The 23559-nt window shown below is 68.6% G+C and carries 16 protein-coding genes; 5 read left to right on the top strand and 11 right to left on the bottom strand.

The genetic code is table 11. The annotated features are described in order from the left end of the window. The first annotated feature begins 129 nt into the window (after positions 1 to 129). The 5 genes from ARGLB_RS10480 to ARGLB_RS10460 all read left to right on the top strand — a co-directional run bounded on the left by ARGLB_RS10480 (position 130) and on the right by ARGLB_RS10460 (position 4920). Positions 130 to 1254, top strand: a complete 1125-nt coding sequence (locus ARGLB_RS10480; RefSeq protein WP_003802021.1) for an ABC transporter substrate-binding protein — start codon at positions 130 to 132, stop codon at positions 1252 to 1254. Next, positions 1251 to 2132 (top strand): ABC transporter permease, encoded by an 882-nt coding sequence (locus ARGLB_RS10475; RefSeq protein ID WP_003802019.1) that lies wholly within the window; start codon positions 1251 to 1253, stop codon positions 2130 to 2132. The genes ARGLB_RS10480 and ARGLB_RS10475 overlap by 4 nt, the downstream gene beginning before the upstream one ends. Beyond that, positions 2108 to 2872 (top strand): ABC transporter ATP-binding protein, encoded by a 765-nt coding sequence (locus tag ARGLB_RS10470; RefSeq protein WP_003802017.1) that lies wholly within the window; start codon positions 2108 to 2110, stop codon positions 2870 to 2872. The genes ARGLB_RS10475 and ARGLB_RS10470 overlap by 25 nt, the downstream gene beginning before the upstream one ends. Positions 2873 to 2932: 60 nt before the next feature. Beyond that, a complete protein-coding gene (locus tag ARGLB_RS10465; protein WP_003802014.1) occupies positions 2933 to 4291 on the top strand; it encodes an LLM class flavin-dependent oxidoreductase in 1359 nt (452 codons plus the stop codon). Positions 4292 to 4407: 116 nt separating this feature from the next. After that, the gene (locus ARGLB_RS10460) at positions 4408 to 4920 is read left to right on the top strand and encodes a cupin domain-containing protein (RefSeq protein WP_003802013.1); all 513 of its coding nucleotides are present in this window, start codon (positions 4408 to 4410) and stop codon (positions 4918 to 4920) included. A 42-nt stretch (positions 4921 to 4962) separates the two neighbouring features. Here ARGLB_RS10460 and ARGLB_RS10455 read toward each other — a convergent pair whose 3' ends face one another. From ARGLB_RS10455 to ARGLB_RS10405, 11 genes are all read right to left on the bottom strand, one after another. Beyond that, entirely contained in the window at positions 4963 to 5802 is an 840-nt protein-coding gene (locus tag ARGLB_RS10455; RefSeq protein WP_003802011.1) for an inositol monophosphatase family protein, read from the bottom strand. Further along, a complete protein-coding gene (ligA, locus tag ARGLB_RS10450) occupies positions 5799 to 8090 on the bottom strand; it encodes an NAD-dependent DNA ligase LigA (RefSeq protein ID WP_003802009.1) in 2292 nt (763 codons plus the stop codon). The genes ARGLB_RS10455 and ligA overlap by 4 nt, the downstream gene beginning before the upstream one ends. Before the next feature lie 50 nt (positions 8091 to 8140). Then, positions 8141 to 8791, bottom strand: a complete 651-nt coding sequence (locus ARGLB_RS23235) for a hypothetical protein (protein WP_139023312.1) — start codon at positions 8789 to 8791, stop codon at positions 8141 to 8143. Positions 8792 to 8879: 88 nt separating this feature from the next. Further along, positions 8880 to 13352 carry a type VII secretion EssC family protein gene (locus ARGLB_RS10440; protein WP_003802005.1) on the bottom strand — a complete coding sequence of 1491 codons (4473 nt, stop codon included), beginning with the start codon at positions 13350 to 13352 and terminating at the stop codon, positions 8880 to 8882. Further along, on the bottom strand, positions 13349 to 14053 hold the full coding sequence (locus tag ARGLB_RS10435) for a hypothetical protein (protein WP_003802002.1): 705 nt from the start codon (positions 14051 to 14053) through the stop codon (positions 13349 to 13351). Before ARGLB_RS10435 ends, ARGLB_RS10440 begins: the two co-directional genes overlap by 4 nt. Before the next feature lie 75 nt (positions 14054 to 14128). Beyond that, the gene (locus ARGLB_RS10430) at positions 14129 to 15736 is read right to left on the bottom strand and encodes a serine/threonine-protein kinase (RefSeq protein WP_003802000.1); all 1608 of its coding nucleotides are present in this window, start codon (positions 15734 to 15736) and stop codon (positions 14129 to 14131) included. After that, the gene (locus tag ARGLB_RS10425) at positions 15733 to 17613 is read right to left on the bottom strand and encodes an FHA domain-containing protein (protein ID WP_003801999.1); all 1881 of its coding nucleotides are present in this window, start codon (positions 17611 to 17613) and stop codon (positions 15733 to 15735) included. Before ARGLB_RS10425 ends, ARGLB_RS10430 begins: the two co-directional genes overlap by 4 nt. After that, entirely contained in the window at positions 17600 to 18478 is an 879-nt protein-coding gene (locus ARGLB_RS10420) for a PP2C family protein-serine/threonine phosphatase (protein ID WP_003801995.1), read from the bottom strand. Before ARGLB_RS10420 ends, ARGLB_RS10425 begins: the two co-directional genes overlap by 14 nt. Continuing rightward, positions 18475 to 19830, bottom strand: a complete 1356-nt coding sequence (locus ARGLB_RS10415; RefSeq protein WP_373279106.1) for an RDD family protein — start codon at positions 19828 to 19830, stop codon at positions 18475 to 18477. Before ARGLB_RS10415 ends, ARGLB_RS10420 begins: the two co-directional genes overlap by 4 nt. After that, the gene (locus tag ARGLB_RS10410; RefSeq protein ID WP_043418738.1) at positions 19827 to 22250 is read right to left on the bottom strand and encodes a transglutaminase TgpA family protein; all 2424 of its coding nucleotides are present in this window, start codon (positions 22248 to 22250) and stop codon (positions 19827 to 19829) included. Before ARGLB_RS10410 ends, ARGLB_RS10415 begins: the two co-directional genes overlap by 4 nt. Next, positions 22247 to 23527 carry a DUF58 domain-containing protein gene (locus ARGLB_RS10405; protein WP_003801989.1) on the bottom strand — a complete coding sequence of 427 codons (1281 nt, stop codon included), beginning with the start codon at positions 23525 to 23527 and terminating at the stop codon, positions 22247 to 22249. The genes ARGLB_RS10410 and ARGLB_RS10405 overlap by 4 nt, the downstream gene beginning before the upstream one ends. Between the last annotated feature and the right edge of the window lie 32 nt (positions 23528 to 23559).

Genomic DNA, 23559 nt, shown 5'->3' with positions numbered 1-23559 from the left:
TGCGGCTTCTTTGCGCCGGATTTCCGGCGCATTTCCGGGGGTTTCGGCGTACGACCCGCGCAGTGGCGGCACCCATCAGGGGCGTGTTTAGTGGTGTCCACCCGCACCGCCAACCAAGGAGGATCCCCCATGCCGCCGCACCCGGACCGAACGAAGCGTCACACCCGCCGCCAGCTGCTGGCCTGGTCGGTTGCCCTTCCCGCCATTGCCGCGCTCACCGCGTGCAGCGTCCAGGCCACTGCAGCCGGGGAGGCAGACTCTGGCGCGCTGAAGGCCCCGCTGGCGTCCGAGGTCCCGGCCGGCACCGAACTGGTCGTGGGTGATCCGACCACGCAGGTTGCGCTGGAGTTGTCCGGCGAGATCGATAACTTCACGTTCCCCGTCAAGTTCGCCAATCTGTCCGGCGGCCCGCAGACCACCGAGGCGTTCCGCGCCAAGGCGCTCGACGTCGGCTCGGTAGCGGACATCCCGCCGATCCACGCCACATGGACGGGCCTGGAGGTGAAGATCGTCGCCAGCCAGTACCGGGCGGATGCGGTCCGCTTCCCCGTCTACGAACTCGGCATAGCCCCGCATGCGGGCATCAGCAGCCTGGCCGACCTCCGGGGAAAGAAGATCGCCTACAGCCCGGGCCAGGCGCAGGGCGCGCTGGTCCTGCGGATCCTGGAAAAGGCGGGGCTCAAGCAGAGCGACGTCAAGCTCGTGGAGCTGCCCAGCACCGGGGACGTCTATCCCACCGCGCTGGCGGCAAAGCAGGTGGACGCCGCACCTCTGGGCGGGGTCAACATCAAGCGCTACCTGGCCAAGTACGGCGGTGAAGGTGCCAGCACCATCAGGCACGGGCTCCGGGACAATCCCGGACATCTGTACGCGCCGGTACAGGTACTGCAGGACCCGGCCAAGGCCGCCGCCCTTCGTGAATACGTACAGCGCTGGGGCGCCGCACAGCGCTGGATCCAGGACCATCCGAAGGAATGGCGCGACGGGTACTACGTCCGCAACCAGAACCTGAGCACGGAGGACGGCGACTACCTCATCAAGGCCGCCGGACGGAAAGACATCCCCACCTCGTGGACAGACGCCATCGCGCGTCACCAGCAGACCATCGATCTGCTGGCACGGGAACAGCAAAAGCCGCAGTTTGACGCCCACAGCCTGTACGACACGAGGTTTGAATCGATCGGCGGCACCTCCTTCGCAGATGCGGCCACCTCCCCCGCACCATCCGCCCCGGCCACCGGAGCCCGGCCATGACCGCCGCGGTGCTGGTGCGGAAACTGGCGTACGGCGAACCCGGCAACAGCCAACGGGGCACCGGAGGCACGCCTCCCGGGACAGCCGACCGGCGCCCGCTGACCAGGCGGCTGGGCCCGGGACCCCGGCGCCGGTTCGCCGCCCTCGCGGGCCCCGCGCTGCTTCTGGCCGCCTGGTGCCTCGCCTCCGGCACGGGCCTGCTTGACCCGCGCATCCTCTCCGAGCCCTGGACCGTCGTCGCCACCGCCAGTGAGCAGCTGGCCTCCGGAAAACTGCAGGAGCACCTGGGAATCTCTGCCCATCGTGCGGCCCTGGGGCTGTTCTTCGGCATTGTCCTCGGCGTCGTCCTTGCCCTGACTGCCGGGCTGAGCAGAATCGGCGAGGCCCTGGTGGACGGGCCGGTACAGATCAAGAGGGCCATTCCGTCTCTGGCGCTCCTGCCCCTGCTTGTCCTGTGGTTCGGGATCGACGAGACGATGAAGGTCCTCACCATCACGCTCGGCGTATTCGTTCCCATCTACCTGCAGACCCATGCCGGACTCCGCAGCATCGAAACCAAGTATGTGGAGCTGGCACAGACAGTGCGCCTGAGCCGCCTGGCGTTCATCAAAAAGGTGGTGCTGCCGGGTGCCCTTCCTGGATTCTTCCTCGGCCTCCGGTTCGCGGTCACTGGCGCCTGGGTCTCCCTCGTCGTCGTCGAACAGATCAACTCAACCAGCGGCATTGGCTACATGATGGAGCTCGCCCGCACCTACGGCCAAACCAACATCATCGTCCTCGGCCTGGCCGTCTATGGGATCCTCGGACTCCTCTCCGACGGCGCCGTCCAACTCCTGCAACGAAAGGCACTGTCATGGCAACGAACGATGGCCGGCTGACCCCGGCCGCCAAGGCCCCCACCACGACGGTCAGCGTGCGCGGCCTGATCCGCGGCTACGGACCCAAGGGCGTCCTGAACGGCGTGGACCTGGACATCGCCCCCGGTGAGTTTGTGGCGCTGCTGGGTCCGAGCGGCTGCGGCAAAAGCACCCTGCTCCGCGCACTGGCGGGGCTGGACCACGAGGTCAGCGGAAGCGGAACGGTCACCGTTCCCGCCAAAGTCTCAGTCGTCTTCCAGGACTCCAGGCTGCTCCCCTGGGACTCCGTGCTGGGTAACGTCACGCTGGGCCTGCAGGATCACGACGCCGGGGAACGCGGCCGCCGTGCGCTCGCCGAAGTGGGACTGGCCGGACGCGAACGGGCCTGGCCGCATCAGCTTTCCGGCGGTGAGCAGCAGCGTGTTGCACTGGCCAGATCCCTGGTCCGCGATCCCGAACTGCTGCTGGCGGACGAACCTTTCGGGGCGCTGGATGCCCTGACCCGACTCAAGATGCACAGCCTGCTCGCCCACCTTGTGGCCGCCCACCAGCCTGCGGTGCTGCTGGTCACCCACGACGTGGATGAGGCGATTGCCCTGGCGGACCGCATCGTTGTGCTGGACCACGGCAAGGTGGCGCTGGAACGGGAGGTCATCTCCGGGACCAACCGGGCCCCGGACGACGCCGGGTTCGCCACCCTGCACGCAAGCCTGCTGGGAGCCCTGGGCGTGGACCGCCACCGGGCCCTCGCCACTGCATGAAAGCCGCCTAAAGGCCGCCCCCGAAGCCCACGCCCAGACACCTTCGAAAAGGACCGAACCATGAGCACCCCCGGACGCACGCTCCACCTGAACGCTTTCCTCATGAGCACCGGACACCATGAGGCATCCTGGCGGCTGCCGGAAAGTGATCCCGTGGCAGGAACCGATGTCCGCCACTTCCAGAACCTCGCCACGATCGCCGAACGCGGAAGATTTGATTCCGTGTTCTTCGCGGACTCCCCCGTGATCTTCGGGGATGTAGGCCGGCGGCCCGCCGGACGGCTGGAGCCCACAGTGCTCCTGACCGCCCTGGCTGCCGTGACCGAGAAGATCGGCCTGATCGCCACGGCCTCCACAACGTACAACGATCCCTATAACCTGGCGCGGCGTTTCGCCTCCGTCGACGTGGTCAGCGGCGGCCGGGCCGGCTGGAATGTGGTGACGACGGCGGGCCCTGATGCTGCCCGCAACTTCGGCATCGATGACCAGCCGTCCCACGCAGCGCGATACGAGCGGGCGGCGGAGTTCCTCGATGTTGCCGGCAAGCTGTGGGACAGCTGGGACGACGACGCCGTGATCGCGGACAAGGAGTCCGGGGTCTGGGCCGATCCTCACCGTGTCAGGCCCATCAACCATGCCGGCAAGCACTTCAGCGTGCAGGGGCCGCTGAACGTTCCGCGCTCCCCGCAGGGCTATCCGCTGCTGGTTCAGGCGGGCTCGTCCGACGATGGCAAGGACCTGGCGGCCAGGTACGCCGAGGCGGTGTTCACCGCCCAGCAGACCCTCGGGGACGCGCAGGCCTTCTACTCGGATCTGAAAGGCCGGGCTGCCGCCGCGGGGCGGGATCCCGAGGGGATCAAGATTCTCCCGGGCATCGTGCCGGTGATCGGGTCCACCGAAAGCGAGGCCCGGAAGCTGGACCAGCAACTCGAGGACCTCATCAAGCCGGAGTATGCAAGGGCCCAGCTGGCCAAGACGCTGCGGGTGGATCCCGCCGACCTTGCCCTGGACCGGCAGCTCCCGGCGGATCTCCCCAACGAGGACGAGATCGAGGGTGCGAAGAGCCGGTACACGCTGATCGTCCAGCTGGCCCGCCGGGAGAACCTCACCGTCAGGCAGCTCATCGCCCGGCTTGGCGGCGGACGGGGGCACCGGACCTTCACAGGGACGCCGGAACAGGTGGCAGATGCCATTGAGCTGTGGTTCCGTAACGGCGCTGCGGACGGCTTCAACATCATGCCCGCAGTGCTTCCGTCAGGGCTGGAGGCGTTCGTGGACCACGTGGTTCCGGTACTCCGGGCCAGGGGCCTCTTCCGCAACGAATACACGGGGAACACGCTGCGCGAGCACTACGGACTGGCCCGGCCGCTGAACCGTTACTCCGGCGCACTCGCCGCAGCGGGAGCGTCAGGCGCATAACCGTCCCGTCCGCTGATGCAGCCGGTTGATCCCTGCCGTGTTTTCGGTATGGACCGGCGGGGTTGGCGGGACGATAATGCGTGCACCGCAGAGTTCACCGATTGAAGGGAAGAGCCATGAACGAGGAAGGGGCTCCGCGACTTACCGTCGTGCAGCCCGGCGAGGGACGCGAGGCATCGCTTGGCGGCATCGGGGTCGTGTTCAAGCTCTTCGGAGAGCACACAGACCAAAAGCTCTCGATCGTGGAGCACCCGTTCCCGGTCGGCGCACTGGTGCCTCCGCACATCCACACCCGCGAAGACGAATACTCGATCGTCATCGAGGGCGAAATAGGATTCCGGTCCGGTGACCGCGAGGCGGTCCTGGGTGCCGGCGGGTACATCACGAAGCCACGGAATGAACTTCACACCATGTGGAACGCGGGCAAGGTGCCTGCCCGGATGATAGAGGTGATCAGCCCGGCCGGATTTGAGCACTTCTTCTGGGGGCTTGCCAACCACATCGAAGCCGGGCTTCCGGACCCCGAGACAATCGAGAAACTCGCGGCCCACTTCGGCCTGCGCTTCGCCGAGGCGCCCTGGCTGCCGGACATCATTGCGCGCTACAACCTGACTCCGCCGCGCATGTGAACCAGGCCCCGGCCGTAAGCGGCCAGGGCTCGGGCCACCCGGCTACAGCGGGAACTTGCCGGACATCTCAAGTGTGCCCGCGCAGGTCCACGCGGACAGACGTTCCTCGGCGGAGGGTCCGCCGTCGAGCGGGCTGGCGAGCCGGGGACGCCGGACCCAGCATCCGGCTTCCTCGGCCACAAGCGCGCCGGCGGCGAAGTCATGCTCATTCAGTCCCCGCTCGCCGAAGGCATCGACAGTGCCGTCGGCGACCATGCAGAGATCCAGGGCCGCCGAGCCGAGCCGCCGTACGTCCGCAAAGCCGTCCACGAAGCTCCCCAGCGCCGCAAACTGCTCCGCGCGCACCTCAGGGTCATAGCTGAAGCCGGTAGACAGGATCTGGCCGGTGCGGCCGGGAACGGGACCGGTGAGCTGGACCCGCTTCCCGTCCTGCTCCAGCCACGCGCCCTGTCCCTTTGAGGCGTAGTACACGCGCCCCAGCGCGGGGGCGTGGACGACGCCGGCCAGCCACACGCCGTCGGAATCGGCAACGGCCACCGAGGTGGCGTAGTAGACGATATTGCGGATGAAGTTGGTGGTGCCGTCGAGCGGGTCAATGGACCACCGAAGCCCGGTCGGTTCCTCCGGACGGGTTGTCCCGTGTTCCTCGCCGGTGATCGCATCGCCGGGACGCGCGCTGCGGATGGCAGTGCGGACGGCTTCCTCCGCGGCCACGTCGAAGGCGGTGACCCAGTCGCCGGCTTCGCCCTTGTTGGTCACCGTCCCTGAGTCCAGGGCTCCGTGGCTGCGTTCGGCGAGAACACCGGCACCGGCGGCCGCAGCCGCCTTGGCTACTGCGAGCAGCCCGTTCAGGTCCTGGGAGCCGGTCAGGTCTTGCGTCATTCGGAATCCTCCTGGTCGCGCGGATTGGCGGTTGCCTCGGGGTCGTCCGCCTCCGTTTCACTATTTTCCCCGGCAGGCGCCGGCCCGTTGGCCAGCAATTCCCGGAACCCGTCCTCGTCCAGCACCGGCAGGCCGAGCTGCTCGGCCTTGTCCAGCTTGGTTCCGGCGTTCTCCCCCGCCACGACGTAGCTGGTGTTCTTTGAGACGGAACCCGCTGCCTTGCCGCCCCGGATGAGAATGGCCTCCTTGGCTTCGTCGCGGCTGAAGCCTTCGAGGCTTCCGGTGACCACGATGGTCAGCCCTTCCAGGGTCCGGGGAACGGATTCGTCCTGCTCGTCCTCCATCCGCACGCCGTCGGCCGCCCAGGTGTCAACGATTTCGCGGTGCCAGTCCTCGGCGAACCATTCCTTCAGCGCCGCGGCGATGACCGGGCCCACGCCGTCAACGTGGGCCAGGTCCTCTTCCGAGGCCTGCCGGATGGCATCCATCGAGCCGAACGCCGTGGCGAGCGCCCTCGATGCCCGAGGCCCGACGTGCCGGATGGACAGCGCAACCAGCACACGCCACAGCGGCTGGGTTTTGGCTTTCTCCAGTTCGGCGAAGAGCTTTTCGGTGGTGGCGGTCGGCTTCGACGGCGACTTGGCCGTGCCCTTGCTGAAGAAGTAGGGGACCAGCTCGAACTCACCCGTGCCCACGCCTTTGGACCGCTTCTCGCGCCGGATGCGGACCCCGGCGAGGTCCTCGCGCGTCAGCCGGAACAGGGTGGCCTCGCTGGTCAGAGGTGGGGTTTCCGGCTCGGCCGGCTGGGTCAGGGCGATGGCAGCTTCCCAGCCAAGCGCCTCAATGTCGAAGGCACCACGGCTGGCCACATGGAACACACGTTCTCGCAGCTGTGCCGGGCAGGAACGCGAGTTGGGGCAGCGGATATCCACGTCCCCTTCCTTCCCGGGGGCCAGCGGCGTGCCGCAGGAAGGGCAATCTGTGGGCATAACGAAGTCCCGGACCGGCGGATCCTGCTGGTCGCGGAGGGCAAGGACCGGCCCCACAATCTCCGGGATGACGTCCCCGGCCTTGCGCAGCACCACGATGTCGCCGATTTTCACGCCCTTGGCCTTGACCACATCCTGGTTGTGCAGCGTGGCCATTCCCACGGTGGAACCGGCCACCTTGACGGGTTCCATGATGCCGAAGGGGGTGACCCGTCCGGTGCGGCCCACGTTCACGGCGATGTCCAGCAGCTTGGTGTGGACTTCCTCCGGCGGATACTTGTAGGCCACAGCCCAGCGCGGTACGCGGGACGTATACCCGAGGGCGCGCTGGGTGGCGAAGTCGTCCACCTTGACCACGATGCCGTCGATTTCGTGGGTGAGGCTGTGCCGCTTGTCGCCGTAGCGCTTGATGAAGTCGAGGACTTCCTTGAGGCTCCCGAGGAGCTCGAAGTACGGGCTGGTGGGCAGGCCCCACTCGGCAAGCTGGCGGTAGGTGTCCGACTGGCTCACCGTTGCCAGTCCTTCACGGGCGCCGATGCCGTGGACGTACATGCGCAGCGGGCGCTTGGCGGTTTCCGCCGGGTCCTTCTGGCGCAGCGAGCCGGCCGCGGCGTTGCGCGGGTTGGCCAGCGGCGCCTTGCCGGCCTCGATCAGTGCCTCGTTGAATTCGGCGAAGGCCTGGGACGGAATGAAGACTTCGCCGCGGACCTCCATTTCGGCCGGGAAGTTTCCGCCGCTCAGCTGCTGCGGGATTTCCTTGATGGTCAGCACGTTGTGAGTGATGTCCTCGCCCGTGTAGCCGTCCCCGCGGGTGGCCGCGCGGACGAGTTTGCCGTCACGGTAGAGCAGGTTGACCGCCAGGCCGTCGATCTTGAGTTCGGTGAGCCAGGTGGGGCCGGCGCTGCCGTTGCCGAGCTTGGCCACGCTGGCCTCGGCCTTCGCAACCCATGCCTCGAGTTCCCCGATGGAGAACACATCCTCCAGGCTGTACATCCGCTGGAGATGTTCGACGGCGGCAAAGGCCGCTGACACTTCCCCGCCAACCTCCTGGGTGGGCGAGTCATTGGAAACGAGCTCCGGGTGCAGCGCCTCGAGTTCTTCCAGCCGGCGAAAGAGAGAATCGAACTCGGCGTCGGAGACGAGCGGCTCGTCCTCCTGGTAGTACGCGAAGCGGTACTTCCGGACGAGGTCCGCCAGGTTCTCGTACTCATCCCGTACTGACCCGGAGGGAATGGCTTCCGGCTCAAGCTGGTCAGTTCCGGTGGCTGCAGTGTCTGTGGGGCCTGATGATGTGCTCACAGACCTATCTTGCCTTACAGCCCGGACATTTTGCCGAGGCGGCGGGCTGCCTACCAGTGACCGGGGCGGTTCCGGCTCCACAGGGCGAAGGCCAGTCCGCCCAGGCCAACCAGGAGGACGCCTCCCATGATGGCGAACAGGCCGAAGATGCCGATGCCGGAACTCTTTTCCACGGACACGACCGCGGCGGCCTGGCTGGCTGCCGGTGTGGCGATCGGTTTGGTCCAGCTGGACTCGGTCATGGTCGCGGACGACGACGGGTCCGGGCTGGAGGAGGCAGAGGTGACCGGAACGGCCGCGGGTGTTGCCACCTGAACAGGGTCGGCCGCCACTCCGCCAGTGAATGTTGGGGCGGTTAAGGGTGTGAGGGTAGGCACGGGGGCAGGCCGGGCCGGTGCCGGGGCAACGCCCGGCGCCTTTGGCTGCACAGGGGCAGGTGCAGGTACCGGTGCCGGAGCAGGTGCCGGCGCCCTTTGCGCCGGCGGCGGCGCCGGAGCGGGCGTCGGGACGGGAGCCGCCGTCGTCGGAGTCGGTGAACCGGACGACGGCGGGGCGACCGGTACCGGCGATTCAGAGCACTGTTGCTCCGGCAGGCAGGCTGCCCGGGCCGCGCCGGCCGCGCCGGCCACCACCGTCAATGCCAGCATGGCGGCGGTAATTCCGGGCAGCAGCGCGCCGCGCAGACGAGTGATTCGAATCATGGAAGTACCTTTGCAGCCGCGCAGGACTCCCCGCGCCGAGTTTTGTCCCGGGTATCTTCCTACAGTCCCGCGCGGCGCGCCAAATTGACTACTGCCGGTTTTCCGGCGGCAGCGCGATCTGGAGCTTGCGCACCTTGCCCCTGCCAACGATGTAGCCGCGTCCCGGAATGAAGTCGGTGCCGACCTGTCCCAGTGAGGTATTGAGGAGGCTGTCGCCGTCGATATCGCCCGGATTGATCAGCAGTCCCCGCCTGCCCGACTTGAACGGTTGCGCCAGCGACCACGCCGATGACCAGGTGGAGGTTTCGGATTCCCCTACCACCCACTGGTCGGCCTTGATGGACGCCGCCACGAGCCTTTCGATGCCGGACTCGGCCAGGGTGTCCGTGAACTCCGTGAGTCCCTCGATGAATATGGCCACCCTGCCCGGGTTGGCCGAGGCGTGGTCCGTGAGCGCTTCCACCGCCTCTTCGACGTCGTCGGCCCCCACCAGCGAGCGGTCCCAGACCGGAAGGGAGGCCACGGCGGACTTCCTGGCGGCAAGGTAAACCAGTTCGGTGCCGGGGTTGGACCGGCGCAGCGCGTACGCCATGGTCACCAGGGCCACGGTGCGGCCGGCGCCGGGCGGGCCGGCGAGCAGCAGCGGGCCCTTGGCCATGAGCGTGGCGGGCTGCAGTGTTTCATCGTCCACACCGATGACGGGAAGGTCCGGCACCCCGGCAGGCAGGATGTCCAGGTCGATCTGCTCGGGCAGCCGCTCAATCCGCGGAGCCCTTTCCACGCCCTGGCGGAGCATGGCCTCGCTGAGTTTGTGCACTTCACGCGCCTGCAGGGCCAGGTTGGAGTTGCCGCCCAGGACGGCGAGCTGCACCTCATGGCCGCCAAGCAGCCCGCGGCCGGGAGGCGAGGCCTGGCCGAGGACGTCCTTCGGCACGTCCATGGTCAGGTAGTCGTCCTCGGCGGACAGCCGGAGCACCAGCCGCCGCTGGATGGAGGCGAGCAACGACGCCGGGACCGAGTTGGGGCGGTCGCCGGTGACGACGAGGTGGATACCCAGGGGACGGCCGTCAGTCGCCAGCTGCAGGAAGATGTCCCAGAGGCCGGAGAGCTTGCTGTATTCGTAGGCCTCTCGGAAGGCCGACATGCCGTCGACCAGCACGAAGATGCGCTTTTCATCCGGCATGCCGGCGAGCGTGCGGTACTCCCCGATCGTGGAGGCGCGCACCTCGGCGAAACGCCTCGCCCGGTCCTCGGCGAGGTCGCGGATCCAGCGCAGCAGCCTGCCCACGCGCTCCACATCGTCGCCGTCGATGATCCCGCCCACGTGCGGGAGCTCCTCGAGCATTTTCAGCCCGGCGGAGCCGCAGTCGATCCCGTAAACGTGGACGGGACCGCCGCGGGGCGTGACGGCGGCCGCGATGGCGATCCCCCGCAGCGCCGCGGACTTGCCCGAGCCGCCCGTGCCGTAGATAGCCATGTTGCCGTCTTTGTCCGGCTCGTAGAAGACAGTGGGCTGGTCCTGGTGGGCGGGGTCGTCCGCAACTCCCAGCAGGAGCCGTTCATCCGTGCGCGGGTTGGGCAGCAGGGAGAAGTCGTACGTCGTTGCCAGCTGGTTCAGCCACGGCTTCCGCGGCGGCTCGATGGCCAGCAGGTCCGCGGCGGCGATGACGTTGGCGGTCATCCTGGCGATGTCGTTCGGCCCGGCGGGTTCATCCTGCCCGGCGGTGTCGGGGGCCGGTGTCTCCCACGCGGGACCCGATCCGAAGGCCATCTCCACGATGTCGATCTGCGGGCGCTGCGGGCGTTCGGTGGTCCAGCCGCCGGCGTACCCGGTCTGGAAACCCTGGATGCGGCCCGGGCCGGTTTTCGCCGCGCCGCGCCCGGGAATGGAGGGGTCGAAGTAGGCGGCGTCCGGAACGCCAAGGATGTCCGTGGCGTCGTCCTCATCGGCCATGCGCAACGCCACCCGAAGGTTGGTGTTGGCACGCAGGCTTTCCTTGATGACGCCGGCGGGCCGCTGGGTGGCGAGAATCAGGTGCAGCCCCAGGGACCGGCCGCGGGCGGCAACGTCAACCACGCCGTCCACGAACTCGGGCACCTCGGTGGCCAGGGCAGCGAATTCATCCACCACGATGACCAGGTAGGGCGGGGTCTCGGGGTCGGCCTCGCGCTGCAGCGCGAGCAGGTCCTTGGCCTTTTTCCTGTTGAGCAGGTGTTCCCGGTAGTGGAGCTCGGCCCGCAGCGACGTGAGGGCGCGGCGCACCAGGTGCGGCGAGAGGTCGGTGACCAGGCCCACGGTGTGCGGAAGGCGGACGCAGTCGGCAAACGCGGCGCCGCCCTTGTAGTCCACGAACAGGAAGCTGACACGGTCCGGGCTGTAGGCAGTGGCCATGCCCATCACCCAGGACTGCAGGAACTCGGACTTTCCGGCGCCGGTGGTGCCGCCCACCAGCGCGTGCGGGCCCTCGTTTTTGAGGTCCAGGTGCAGGGGCTCCACGCCCTTGGACCCCACGAGGGCACGCAGCGATCCGTTGTCCTTGCGGTTGGCAACGGCGGTGGAACGGACGGAGTTGTTCTCCTGCCAGCGTTCGGCCACGGCCTGCGGGTTGTCGAGGAAGTCCTTGCCCACCAGCGCCGCATAGGACACGGCCCGCGGCAGGTTCGAGTCGTCCTCCACGGGCTTGCCGGCGTCGACCACGGGCGAGAGCATGCGGGCCAGCTGGCCGGCGAGTTCGGCGTCGAGGCTTTCGCAGCTCACCGGGTAGGTGTGGCGTCCCAGCCGGACCTGGCCGGTGGTGGTGCCGTGCTCGCCGTCCACCGCCATGAAGTCGCGGCAGGCCGCCGGAAGGGATGCGACGCCGGCAGCCACCCACAGCACGTGGACACCTGCATCGGGTCCGCGCTCCACGAGCCGGGTCAGCCGGCCGCGGTCCACCGGCGCGTCATCCTCGACGATGACCAGCACCGAGGGCAGCACCGGCGGCGGAACGTCCGCGGTTTCTTCGACGATGCCGGGCCGCTGCGCCGGACCCTGCGCTGGGCCCTGCGAACGCGTGGTGGCTTCCCGGACTTCCACGAGGTCCTCGATCCGGGCGAGCAGGCTGGTGCCGCCTGCCGAACCGGCAGCAAGGTGGTCGCCGCCGAGCGGACTGTGGCTCGAGCCGACGTGCGGCAGCCACTGCAGCCAGTTCCAGCGTTCCCTGGACCGTGCCGAGGTGATGGCGGCCACGGCTACTTCCGCGGGCGAATGCAGGCCCACGAGCTGGAGCACCACTCCCCGTGCCACGTCATCGACGAGTCCGCGCGGCCCGGCGAGGCCGAACGAGCCGGCGGACCGCAACTGGGAGACCACCGGCACGCCCTCGATGTGCCGGAACTGGTCCAGGCAGTCCTCGATCTCGCGCCGGTACTCCGTCTCGGTTTCCGAAGTGTTGGGTTCCTCGAACGGGATCCGGGACGGCACCGTGCCGAGCCCGAACCGGAGTGCCAGGAACCCGGAGTGTTCCGGCCGGTGGGTCCAGAGCAGGGGGCCAAGCTTGTAGATGGAGTCAACGGTGTCACTGACGGACGGCGCTTCCTGGAGCCGGACGGCCCGCTCCACGCGCTGCAGCTCGGTGGTGTCCTGCCGGAAGGCTGCCATGGCCTCCCTGAACTGCTTCAGCTGCTCCTTGCGTTCGCGCTTGTTTTGCAGCTTCTGGTCCACATAGTGGCCCACGATGAACAGCGGCATCATCAGCATGAACAGCATGGACAGCAGGCTTTGGGTCACAGCGAACAGCACCGCGCCCATCATCAGCGGCGCGATCAGCATGATGTACGGGAAGGGGTGGTGGTCCTGCCGTTTTGGCCCCGCGGGCGGCACCCGCTTTGAAGGGTTGAACCGGGGAACCACGCGCGGGGAACGGTTGAAGTCCACCAGGGGCGACGTAGGAGCTGCCGCACCGCTGCGCGCCAGCGGCACCACGGTCAGCCCGGTGTCGCCCAGCGTGACGGTGTCGGAGGAATTCAGGGTGGCCCGGGTGACCGGCAGCCCGTCCATCTGGAGGCCGTTGGCGGAGTTTGTGTCGACGATCTCGATGCTCTCCCCCACGGTGATGCGGGCGTGCCGCTTCGACGTCAGGGGGTCGGTGAGCCGGACGTCCACGTTCCGGTCCCGTCCGATGTAGCTGGTGCCGGAAGGCAGCGAAAACTCCCGGCCGACGTCGGGCCCGGAGACGATCCGGAGCGTCGCCGCGGCGGGGCCGCGGTCCGCGGCCGGGCCGGCGTCGTTCGGGTTGCCGAACTGGTCGCTCACCTGGGTGAGCGAGACGACGGACCCGGGCCGCAGCCCGGATTCGAGGAGGTTGTCCGCCCGGTCGAGGACGATGCCGCGCATGCCACCGGCCACGAATGCCTCGTCGATCCGGAGTGAGAGGTTCGGCGGTGCGGTCTCCTGCCGCCGGGCGGGGTCGGCGGTCCACAGCTCGGTGGCGATGTCCGCGACGGTGGCGCGGCCGTCCACGGTGACGGCCAGGTCCTTGGCCTCCGCAGGGTCCCGGCGCAGGGTCAGTCGGATCCTCATGCTTCGCCGTCCCCGCGCATCTTTTCCAGGAGGTGGAGGTCGTCGGCGGTGACCAGGTGCGAGGTGACCGCGTGCTCCACGAGGCGTGCACGGCGGTTGGTGGCCAGCTTGCCGCCGCCTCCGCGAAGGCCGGCCACGCCGGCCCGGTCCAGTTTGTCACACACGTTGTCCAGCTTCCGGTTGAACCGTGTGATGGCCCAGCCCAGGGTCCGGGCCGCCTCTGCCGACGACGGAATGGCGCTGAATCCGGTGCCTTCGCGCCGGAGCATGGGCTCGGCGAGCGCCACGATGAGTGCTTTCTGGGAGTCCGTGAAGACCACCGGGCCGATGGTGGTGTCCCCGCTGCTGGCTTCGCTGCTGGTCTCCTGCCGGAACGACGGCGTTTTCAGGTGGACGGCGAATTCGTAGGTGGTGGGTCCGGCCGTGAAGATGACGCTGGTGTGGCTGAAGACGAGCGGCAGCCGGGCGCCGGGTGAGAGCCAGGCCTGCATGCCGCCGGATCCGTCGGCCACCGTGGCGGAGAGCCGGCTGCCCACGTTGCTGAGCCACCAGATGCCGTCGTACCTGGCAATCTGGAGGAAGCGCCGGTGCAGGTACGGGTTGTCGTCCACCTCGAGGTCGCCTTCGCGGCCGATGCTGAAGATGTCCTCATCGGTCGGTTCGTACCACTCGCCGCAGAAATCTATGGCCAGGTCTCCCATGGTTTCCCGTCTTGTCGTTGGGTCTGTTGATGCCGGGCGGCAGTTGATGCTTCTCATGCCTGCCGCTGCGGGGTGCTAAAGGCAGGCGATGGAGTCCTCGCCGGCGGGTGATGCCGATCCGTCGGCGCGGACGATGATCACCTGGACGCAGGTGGGTTCGGCCGGATTCGCCGTGACATCCACCCGGGTGGCCGACGTCGACAGGTAGTTTCCGCCGCCTTTGACCGTTTTGATCCGCCACTTGTAGGTGTCCCCGGGCTTCGGCTGGGGGTTGGTCCAGGTGAACCGGACCTTACCCTGCGCGCCCGCGCTGCCGGCCAGCTTGGCGACGTCGGGCACGGACCCGTCGTCGATGGCGTCGGCGGGCGGCTTGCTGACCGTTTCGGTGGGCCGGACCTCCGGCTGCGGCGCGGACGATGCCATCACGATGCCCACGATGACCGCCAGCGCCAGGAGCGTTCCGCCGGAGATGGCGAGCCACAGGTTGCGTTTCCCGTGGTCCGCCGGCTGGTCTCCCGGCTGGCCGGGCGCATCATCCTCCGCAGCTTTGGGCTGGTTGCTTCGCAGGACCGTGGCGTCGTCCCAGTCGTCCGCCGCCGGCCCCGGCGCCGGTACAGCAGAGCCCGACGGCGGGATGCCCGGTGCCTGCCCGCTGACCGGGCCTGGCGCCGGTGCGGGCCCACCGTCCAGCGGCTTGGTGCGGGCCGGGAACGTGGGGGCGCTTCCGGTCCGGTCCGGGTCGATGGACGCGACGTTGCGGACGCGGGTCTCCTCCACGCCGTCGTCCAGGTGCACGTCCTCCGGCAAGCGTTCCTCGAGCACCTCGAACGGCGTGACGGACAGGTTGAGCTCGGCCTGGATCCGCTGCAGCGCCAGGGCGAAAGCGTGGGCCGACGAATAGCGTGAGGCCGGCGGCTTGGCCATCGCCGTTGCCAGGGCCAGTTCAAGGGAGTCCGGCACGTCGGCGCGGCTCAGCCGGGGTACGGGCATGTTGGTGATGCGAGAAATGAGCTCACGCTGGGAGTTGTCCCCGCCCGGCAGCACGAACGGCGACCGTCCGGCGAGCAGCGTGTACAGCGTGGCGCCGAGGGCCCACACGTCCACCAGCACGCCGTCGACGCTGCCGTCCCTGAACTGTTCCGGCGGGGACCACGGGATGGACATCCCGGCGTCCTCGTCGACGTCGCCGGCCAGCGTGCCGGAGATGCCGAAGTCGGTGAGCGCCGGACGGTTGTAGTCGGTAACCAGGATGTTGGCGGGCTTGATGTCACGGTGGGCGATGCCTGCCCGGTGCGCCGTTTCGACGGCGGAGGCCACCTGGATGCCGACGGCCAGGACCTCGTCCACGCTGAAGCGCTGCCGGCGGTACCGGACGTCCAGGCTGGGCCGGGAGCAGTACTCCATGGCGAGGTAGGAATGCCCGTCCTCGGTCACCTCGGCTTCAAAGATGGTGACGATGAAGGGGTGCGAGGACAGCTGGGCCATGAGGTTGGCCTCGGACTCGAACCGGCGGCGGGCGCCCTCGGTCTTAAGGCCGGACAGCAGGACCTTCACGGCAACCTTGCGGCGAGGCCGGTCCTGCTCGTAGAGGTAGACGTCGGAAAAGCCGCCCGATCCGAGCAGGCTGACGTAGTTGAAACCGGGAATGCGGGGCGGTGGCGCCGCCGGCCGCTTGGAACTCACAGGATCTCCTCGAAGCGCAAGGAAACGTCATCGCCGAGTTCTGCGATGTCGCCGTCCAAAATAATGGCCATTTCGTTCTGGGCAAGGCGCCGCGGCGGCTGGCCCTCGCGGATCAGCACCGTGCCGTTGGTTGCCTTCAGGTCGCAGAGCATGACGTGCCAGCCCTCCAGCCGGACCTCCACGTGGGACCTCGAAATGTCACCGCCGGGGCTGGCAACCTGGACCAGCCGCGGCATGGTGCCGCCCTGGACCCGGGACACGGACGGCTGCCGCCCGATCACGAGCGACTGTTCGAGGTCGATCAGCTCCCCCGTGGACAGCCGCAGCCGGCCGAGCGGGGGGCGCGGCACCTGGCTCGCGACGTCCGGAAGCGGCGCCCCGCAGGTGAAGCACTGGCCGCTGGTGGGAGGGTTGGCGTGGCCGCCGGGGCACACCCGGGCCAGTACCAGGGGACCGTTGCCTGCGGCAACGCCCTGGCCGGATTCCGGTTTCTGCCCTGTCTGCTGGGCCCCGGGTGCGGGGAGAGCGCTCTTGAGGACGGTCTGGCCGTCGTGGTCGCCTTCCGCTGCCTCGCGGGGCCCGGGCACAGAGAGGAGCGACGGCGGGACCTGGGGTCCCGGGAACGGTGACTGGGCATTGGGCGCCGAGAACGACGGCGGGACGAACGACGGCGGGACCTGGGGTCCCGGGGCACGGTCGCCGCCGGTCGCCCACGGCACCGAGTCGATCAGCCCTGACAGCGCAGGTGCCGACGGAGGCGCCGGAGGCGCTGCTTCACGGGCGGCATTGTCTGGCAGGTCAGCGTCTGGCAGGTCAGCGTCTGGCAGGTCAGCGTCTGGCAGGTCAGCTTCCTGGCCCGCTGTTTCCTGAACTGCCTCCTCCCCGGCTGCGGGAGCACCGCCGTCGTCCTCCTCGCCGGTCCGCACGGCGGCGTCCTCGATGCTGCGCACCACGGTCTTGTCCCAGAGGTGGTCGTAGGAGCTGGTGAATTCGGTGGCTGGGCTGTCTTCCCGACTCAGTGATTCCTCGGGCGGCGCGTCCTGGGACGGTGCTTCCTCGGACAGGACTTCCTCGGGCAATGTCCCGGCAGCGGCAGCACCGGTCTCGGTGAAGCCCGTGACAGTTTCCTGCAGCCCGGCGACAGTCTCCGCCGACGCCTCCATAGACGTGGCAGCAACAGACATTGCAGCCGCAGACGTGGCAGCAACAGACATTGCAGCCGCAGACGTGGCAGCAACAGACATTGCAGCCGCAGACGTGGCAGCAACAGACATTGCAGCCGCAGACGTGGCAGCAACAGACATTGCAGCCGCAGACGTGGCAGCAACAGACATTGCAGGAGCAGCAGTTTCCGGCCGGAATGACAGTGCTTGTCCGGGTCCGGTAAGGCTGACGCGCAGGGACTGCAGCAGCATTGCCCCTTCCACCACGGGCAATTCGGCAACAGGCAACGCGCCGGCCGGCTTGCCAGCAACGGAGCCGGGCCCCGACGGAGCGGACTGCCCTGACGCGGCTTCGGGCACCGCCACGCTGAACCACTCGGGTGTATCCAGCCACCGCTCGGTCCAGGTGGTGACGTTCCGGCCGTCGAGGTTCACGGGACCCGACGGGAGCTGGACTGTCAGGTCGATGTCGCCGCGCAGGAAGACCCGCAGCGAGTCACTGAACCCGATGATCCCGAACCACGGGCTGGCGGACAGGGGAGCTCCGAATCCTCCGGTTACGGCATGAAGAATCTCGGCTGCGTCCGGGCCTTTCGCCAGCAGATCCCACACCGTGCTGACCAGCGTGGCCGGAGTGGCGGGGTCGAGGATCACCGCAGTTCCCGACCGGATGAGGCCCAGCCATCCACCGGGGACATAGCTAGCTGCGGCCATTGACGGCGTCCTCGCTGCCGGCACGCGGCAGCGTGTCTTCCTCTTCCGCGTCGGCGGCGGTCCGGGGAGCCGTCGTCGCGATACCGGCATCGTTGAGCACGTTCCTGGCGTCGATGACGATCACCGTGATGTTGTCCCGGCCCCCGCGCCTCAGCGCTGCCTGGATCAGGGCATCCACGGCTTCCTGGGGGTCCTCGACAGTGCTGAGGATCTCCAGCATCTGACCGTCCGTCAGCTCCCCGTTGAGACCGTCCGAGCACACCATCATCCGGTCACCTTCCTCAATGGGCAGGAGCCAGTAGTCGGCTTCAGTCTCGTCGCCGGCGCCCAGCGCGCGCGTCACGACGTGCCGGCGGGGATGAACCGCGGCCTCCTCGGCGGTGATCTCGCCACTCTCGACGAGCTCCTGGACCTCGGAGTGGTCCACGCTGACCTGCGAGAGCCGGCCCTGGCTCAGCCGGTACGTCCGGGAATCCCCGATGTTCATAACCAGCCAGTAGGGAACACCCATCTGCTCCACGACCACCACGCCGCTGAGCGTCGTTCCGGCCCGCGAGCCGGTGGCGGAACGGATCGATTCGTCGGCGCTGGACAGATACTGCTGCACCACTCCCGCGGTGGCTGTCCGCTCCCCCGTGGCCAGTTGCGGCAATTGTGCCAGCGCCCGCACGCACATGCCGCTGGCTACCTCGCCGGCTTCGTGGCCGCCCATGCCGTCAGCGACGGCGAACACAGGATCCGAGGCTATGTACGAGTCCTCATTGAGCTCGCGGCGAAGGCCCCGGTCCGTTCCGTAGCCGTAGCTCAGCCTGAGGCCCGGCTCGCCGCCGGTCCCTGGAGTTCCGGCCACCTGCTGTGAATTCATGCGTGTCCTACGTTGAAGGTGCGGTCCCCGAAATGAACTGTGGTTCCGGGGCTGACATATGCGGGCACGCCCGGCTGCAGCGCCGTGCGCATGCCGTCGGGTGTGGTGACGGCGCTGCCGTTGGTCGAATGCCGGTCGGTGACCCAGAGGCCAGTGCCGTCCGTGAGCAGGTGGAGGTGTGTCTTGGAAATGGTCCTGCCGGGGTCCGGGACCGGCAGCAGCTGTGCCTGCGATTCCCCGGCGGCGGGTGCCGGATTGCGTCCGATCAGGACGGTCCGTTCCAGGCGGAAGTCGCGGCCGTCGTCGAGCGTTATCCTCAGCACCGCCTCAGGCGCGTCCTGGCGCACGCCGGCGCGGACCTGGGTGCGGTCCATCGCATCGTCCGGGTGAGCAGCAGTTTCCGGATGAGCAGCAGTATCGAGGTGAACAGCATGGGCCGCAGGCGGGAGCGGCTCAACCGGGGTTTCGGAAGCAACCGGGCCCGGGACAACCGGCGTCCGGGAAGCCACCGGGGATGCCACGTGCTGCACCGGGGGCAGGTCCAGGGGTGCAAAGCTGTACGGGCCTTCGATGCCGCCGGTGGCCACGGGATTGCGGCCGTTCACGACGTCGAACACAAGGGTCTTGGCCGCACGGTCGTGCCATCCGCGGAGCTTGCCGTTCCGGTCCCAGGCGCTGGATACCACAACGACGGCGGCCCAGGCCGTTCCGAGAAGCAGCAGCGGACCGAGGATCAGCGGGGCGGCATCGAACCACTTGAAGACGGCCACCAGTACCGAGGCAAGGACGGCCAGCAGGATGCCGGCGCCGGTCACGATGCCCCGCAGGAACACAGCCCCGAGGCCCGGCGCGTAGCCGTCCTTGTCGGCGCTGCGGATGCCCATCAGCCGGTTGCCGATGGTGTTGCCTGAGCGGCCCTCGACAGTTGCGACGGCGAACGCGTAGACAAGCGCCAGTCCGGCTCCGATGCTTCCAAGGAGCGCCAGCAGGCTTGTGTCGTAGATGATGAGTCCGGCGCTCCGCGTGCTGGTGATGCCTGCGAACCCGAACGACAGCAGAACCGTCAGGATGGCCACCGGCGCAAGCCAGTCGAGGACGGCTGCGCCGAGGCGTTTGCCCGGCGCCGCTGGAACCAGCGCAAGAGTGCCTGACATGTCCGATCCTTCCCCCAGCCCTACCGGGATGCTACCGGGAATCGGAACGGCTTGCCTCCCGCCCCGGCTGGGCATGGCTCCCCTGTTGGGCAGCGGGGTGCCGCACGCACCGCAAAAGCTCGCCCCGGCCAGGACAGGCTGCCCACAGCGCAGGCACCGGTCTGTTCCCCCGGCAGCTCCGGGCCCCTCGCCGTTCACCGCCGGAACCCCCGCGCGGCCAGGGCCGCCCGGGCCTCAGCCAGCAGCGACCGTGGCGAGAACCGCGCCTGCTGGCGCCGCCAGAAGCCAACGGTTCCGGTCATCTCCCTGAGCGAGCCGTCCACGACGTCCCAGTACTCCCGCACCTCGTCCTCGCTCGGCTGGACCGCCCCGAAGATGGAGGCGTCAGCCCGGTGCGCGAGCAGGGTTGTGGTGGTGCCGGTGGCGGGGAACGCCTCAGCGACTACCGCCGCCGTTTCCCGCCTGGTTGCACGCTTGTCCACATTGGCACCCATGTCCGTTGCCAGGCTGAGGACCTCGTTCCAGCCGCCTCCGACCCGCTGGGCAGGATCGCCGCCGGTGAAGCGGGCCTTCCGGCGCCGGGACTTGAGCAGGGCGATGAGCAGCAGCGGCAGTGCGAGGATGCCTGCGGGAATCATGGCGATGCCGATGGCGGTGAGGATGGGACCCCAGATAAGCCAGGGGTTGTTTTTCTTCTCGTCGGCGTCGAGGGCGTCGGGAGAGGAGTCCGGCGGCAGGTCGGCCGGTTCCTGCGGCGGTGGCGGCGGCTGCAGGACCTGGGGCTTGGGCTTGGACTTGTTTTCCGGATCGGGCGGGATGGGAACGTTGTCCTTGGGCGGGGTGGGGTCGAAGGCCACCCAGCCCACGCGGTCGAAGGCCACCTCCACCCAGGCATGGACGTCCTTGCCCAGGATCCTGATTTCGCCGGCACCGTTCTCCGGGCTCTTCGGGTCGGGATAGAAGCCCATCACCACGCGCGAGGGGATGCCCAAATGGCGAAGCATCAGGGACATCGCCACGGCATACTGCTCATCGTCGCCCAGCATCTGCTTGGCGGTCAGTAGGTCGCGGATGCGCGCCGCGCCGTGCCCCGAGACGCTCGGGAGCTGCCCGTCGGCGATGAGCCCGTTGCTGAAGGCACCCTTCTTCTGGAAGTGGGCCTCGATCTGACGGACCTGGTCCGCGGCGGTCGGGGCGTCCGCAGCGAGGTCGTTTGCCTGGGCGCCCACCACCGGCGGCACGTCGGTGGTGTCGGGCAGGCTGACCTTGGCGAAGTCGTATTGCGTCAGTTGCCCATGCTCGAGCTTCACCGGGTCCGAGACCTGGACGGTGTAGGAATCGCCCCGGGACAGGCCCTGGGTGGTCACCGCGGTGTCGGTTCCGGAGTTGAAGTACAGCCCCGAGGCGGCGGCGGATGAGCCCGGGCCAAAGCTCAGCCCGGTGGTCTTCCGGCCGCCCGGGACGAAGTAGCCCTGGTAGTCATCAATGGTGATGTCCAGGCTGTAGTCGTTCGTCGGCACCGAGTCCGTGGAACCGGCGAGCGTGTTGATCGACTTCGCATCGCCCACCTTGCTGAAGCTGCCGGAGCCGTTCGGATCCATGCTGTAGTTGGTGCCGTTGAAGGAATCGAGTGCCCCGAGCCGGACCCGCGCGTCTTTCGGCAGCCCCTTGACGGTGAACAGGGCGTCGTCCTTCTTGTCCTTGACGAAGTTGCGGAAGCTCGCCAGCGGCGTGACGTAGGCCTTGGGGTCAAAGGGCGGTACGACGACGTTGCGGAGGACTCGCCGCTCGTCACCGGCGGCGATCAGCGGCGATACCGCCGTGGTGATGCCCACCGTCGCCGCCAGGACTGCGGCTCCGGCCGCCAAGCGGCGCATGCGCGCCTTCCCGGCAGTGCCGGCGTCGTGCGGGGGACGGTTCACCGAGACCTTGTGGGTGTCGTGCCGGCGAAGGGCGTCGCGCCGGAAGGTGGCCCAGGCGATGCCCACCACCGTCAGCGCGATGCCCCGTTCCACGGTCAGGAACCCGGCGTTGGTGCTGAAGGCGATGCCCGTGACGAACAGGACCAGGACCGGCAGCAGCGGCCAGTAGGGGCTCCGGATCCGCCATGTGAGGACGCCGGCGGCGGCTGCCGTGATGAGTGAGCTCAGGAAGGGGACGATCAGCACGCCGCCTGCGGTGCCCACGGGCACTCCGACGGTGAGCATGTCCTTCCAGGAGAAGACGACGCCGAGCAGCAGCGTGCGCAGGGATTCCAGGCTGGGCAGGATTCCAGCCACTGCGGCGTCGGGGACGGCGAGGGCCGTCCCCAGTACCAGGTAACCGCCGAAGGCCAGGGCCGTGGTGATCAGCAGGCCCAGCCGGAAATGGGCGTTGCCGGCAGCGATGGCCAGGCCCAGGATGATCCCGCCAAAACCGGCAACCAGGTAATGGGGGTCGCCGCCGAAGCTAAGGCTGAACCCGAGGATACCCAGCCCGAGCAGCATGGTGAGGGCACCGCCGTCGAGCACAAAATGCCACCGCGGCCGGCCGTCCGCGAACGCGGACGCGGCAGCGGGCCGGGCCGAACGGCGGGCGCTGTCTGAACGGCGGGGGCGGAGACCGGGGGCCTCACTCATGCTGCAGCCTTTCGCAGGACGGAGGGAAGGTCGGAGAGGTCACCGACCGTGAGGACGGTCAGGTCGCCAATGTTGGCGCGGGCCGGCGCAGCGCCAAGGTCAACGAGCACGGCGAGGCTGCGGACGCCGGGCGGCACCGAGGCGGCGGCCGAGCGCAGCTGGGTGGGCGTCACTTGGCTGCCCGCGACGAGGAAGACCACCGAGGCGTTGGGCACCGTGTCGGCCAGTGTGCGGGCGAGGTCTACGGTGCTCTTCCGGAGCGGAGTGCCGACGATCCGGGTCATGTCGTCCAGCATGTTGCGGCCGGTCTCGCAGCGCAGCGGACCGGCCTGCGTCAGGACGTCCAGCTCGCGCTGTTCGCGGATGGCCTGGCGGCCGATCGACGCTGCTGCCGATATGGCCAGCTCGAATTCCTCGTCCGACGCGTATTCATCCGTGTTGATGGACAGCGAGATGGCCAGATGCGCGCGGCGGGTTTCTTCAAACTGGCGGACCATGAGCTTGTTGGTTCGGGCTGTGGTTTTCCAGTGGATGTGCCGCCGGTCGTCCCCCGGGACGTAGTCGCGCAGCGCGTGGAAGGAAACGTCCGCGCTGGACAGCTCCGTGGTGGGCATGCCCTCCAGGTCGCGGATGAACCCGGCGGCGGAACCGGCCAGCGCAACAGTCCGGGGGTGCACGTAGAGGTCCTCCGGTTCCGTCCAGAGCACCTGCCGGCGGAGCAGGTGCAGCGGATCGGCCCGGACGGAGCGCACCGGACCCACCACGATGACGGCCCTGCGCGCCGTGGGGATGGTGAAGAGGTCCTCTTGCACCTGCTGCGGCTTCATCCGCGGGAGGTGGAAGACGGCGGTGGCTGCCCCGACGGGCAGTTCGAGGTCGGCGGGCAGGAGCGGCCGGGCAGAGGTGTTGGACACGGCGATGCTTCCGACGGCGCTGTCCCCCACGGCCACCCTGGTCCGGGCGAGGTCGAGCACCACACCGTAGGAGGACCGTCCCAGGATGAAGCCGACGGCGATGACGAAAAGCACCAGCGCCGCAATGGCCGCCGCCTTGGCTTCCTGCCAGCCGTAGGCGCTTCCGGCCGCCCACAGGAGAACCGCGGCGGCCAGCACCGACCAGCCCAGGACGCTGACCACGGACAGGACGGGCCGGACGTGGCGGCCCCATACGCCGCCGGCTATCCGCCAGGCGGGACCCAGCGCCAGGCGCGCGGTGCCGGCGGCATCCGACCACACCCTGGACGGGCGGCCCTGGGGCCGCAGCCCGGGCGGCCGCATTCGGGGCAGCCCTGTCCTGGGCAGCCGAACTT

It is taken from the genome of Arthrobacter globiformis NBRC 12137 (assembly GCF_000238915.1).
GTDB classification, from domain to species: domain Bacteria; phylum Actinomycetota; class Actinomycetes; order Actinomycetales; family Micrococcaceae; genus Arthrobacter; species Arthrobacter globiformis.
This window is presented reverse-complemented; position numbering and strand designations above follow the sequence as displayed.

Bases quoted from the DNA above. Each gene is read 5' to 3' on its own strand.
- ARGLB_RS10480 (WP_003802021.1), top strand. From the start codon at position 130: ATGCCGCCGCACCCGGACCGAACGAAGCGTCACACCCGCCGCCAGCTG.
- ARGLB_RS10475 (WP_003802019.1), top strand. From the start codon at position 1,251: ATGACCGCCGCGGTGCTGGTGCGGAAACTGGCGTACGGCGAACCCGGC.
- ARGLB_RS10470 (WP_003802017.1), top strand. From the start codon at position 2,108: ATGGCAACGAACGATGGCCGGCTGACCCCGGCCGCCAAGGCCCCCACC.
- ARGLB_RS10465 (WP_003802014.1), top strand. From the start codon at position 2,933: ATGAGCACCCCCGGACGCACGCTCCACCTGAACGCTTTCCTCATGAGC.
- ARGLB_RS10460 (WP_003802013.1), top strand. From the start codon at position 4,408: ATGAACGAGGAAGGGGCTCCGCGACTTACCGTCGTGCAGCCCGGCGAG.
- ARGLB_RS10455 (WP_003802011.1), bottom strand. From the start codon at position 5,802: ATGACGCAAGACCTGACCGGCTCCCAGGACCTGAACGGGCTGCTCGCA.
- ARGLB_RS23235 (WP_139023312.1), bottom strand. From the start codon at position 8,791: ATGATTCGAATCACTCGTCTGCGCGGCGCGCTGCTGCCCGGAATTACC.
- ARGLB_RS10440 (WP_003802005.1), bottom strand. From the start codon at position 13,352: ATGAGGATCCGACTGACCCTGCGCCGGGACCCTGCGGAGGCCAAGGAC.
- ARGLB_RS10435 (WP_003802002.1), bottom strand. From the start codon at position 14,053: ATGGGAGACCTGGCCATAGATTTCTGCGGCGAGTGGTACGAACCGACC.
- ARGLB_RS10425 (WP_003801999.1), bottom strand. From the start codon at position 17,613: ATGGCCGCAGCTAGCTATGTCCCCGGTGGATGGCTGGGCCTCATCCGG.
- ARGLB_RS10420 (WP_003801995.1), bottom strand. From the start codon at position 18,478: ATGAATTCACAGCAGGTGGCCGGAACTCCAGGGACCGGCGGCGAGCCG.
- ARGLB_RS10410 (WP_043418738.1), bottom strand. From the start codon at position 22,250: ATGAGTGAGGCCCCCGGTCTCCGCCCCCGCCGTTCAGACAGCGCCCGC.
- ARGLB_RS10405 (WP_003801989.1), bottom strand. From the start codon at position 23,527: ATGCGGCCGCCCGGGCTGCGGCCCCAGGGCCGCCCGTCCAGGGTGTGG.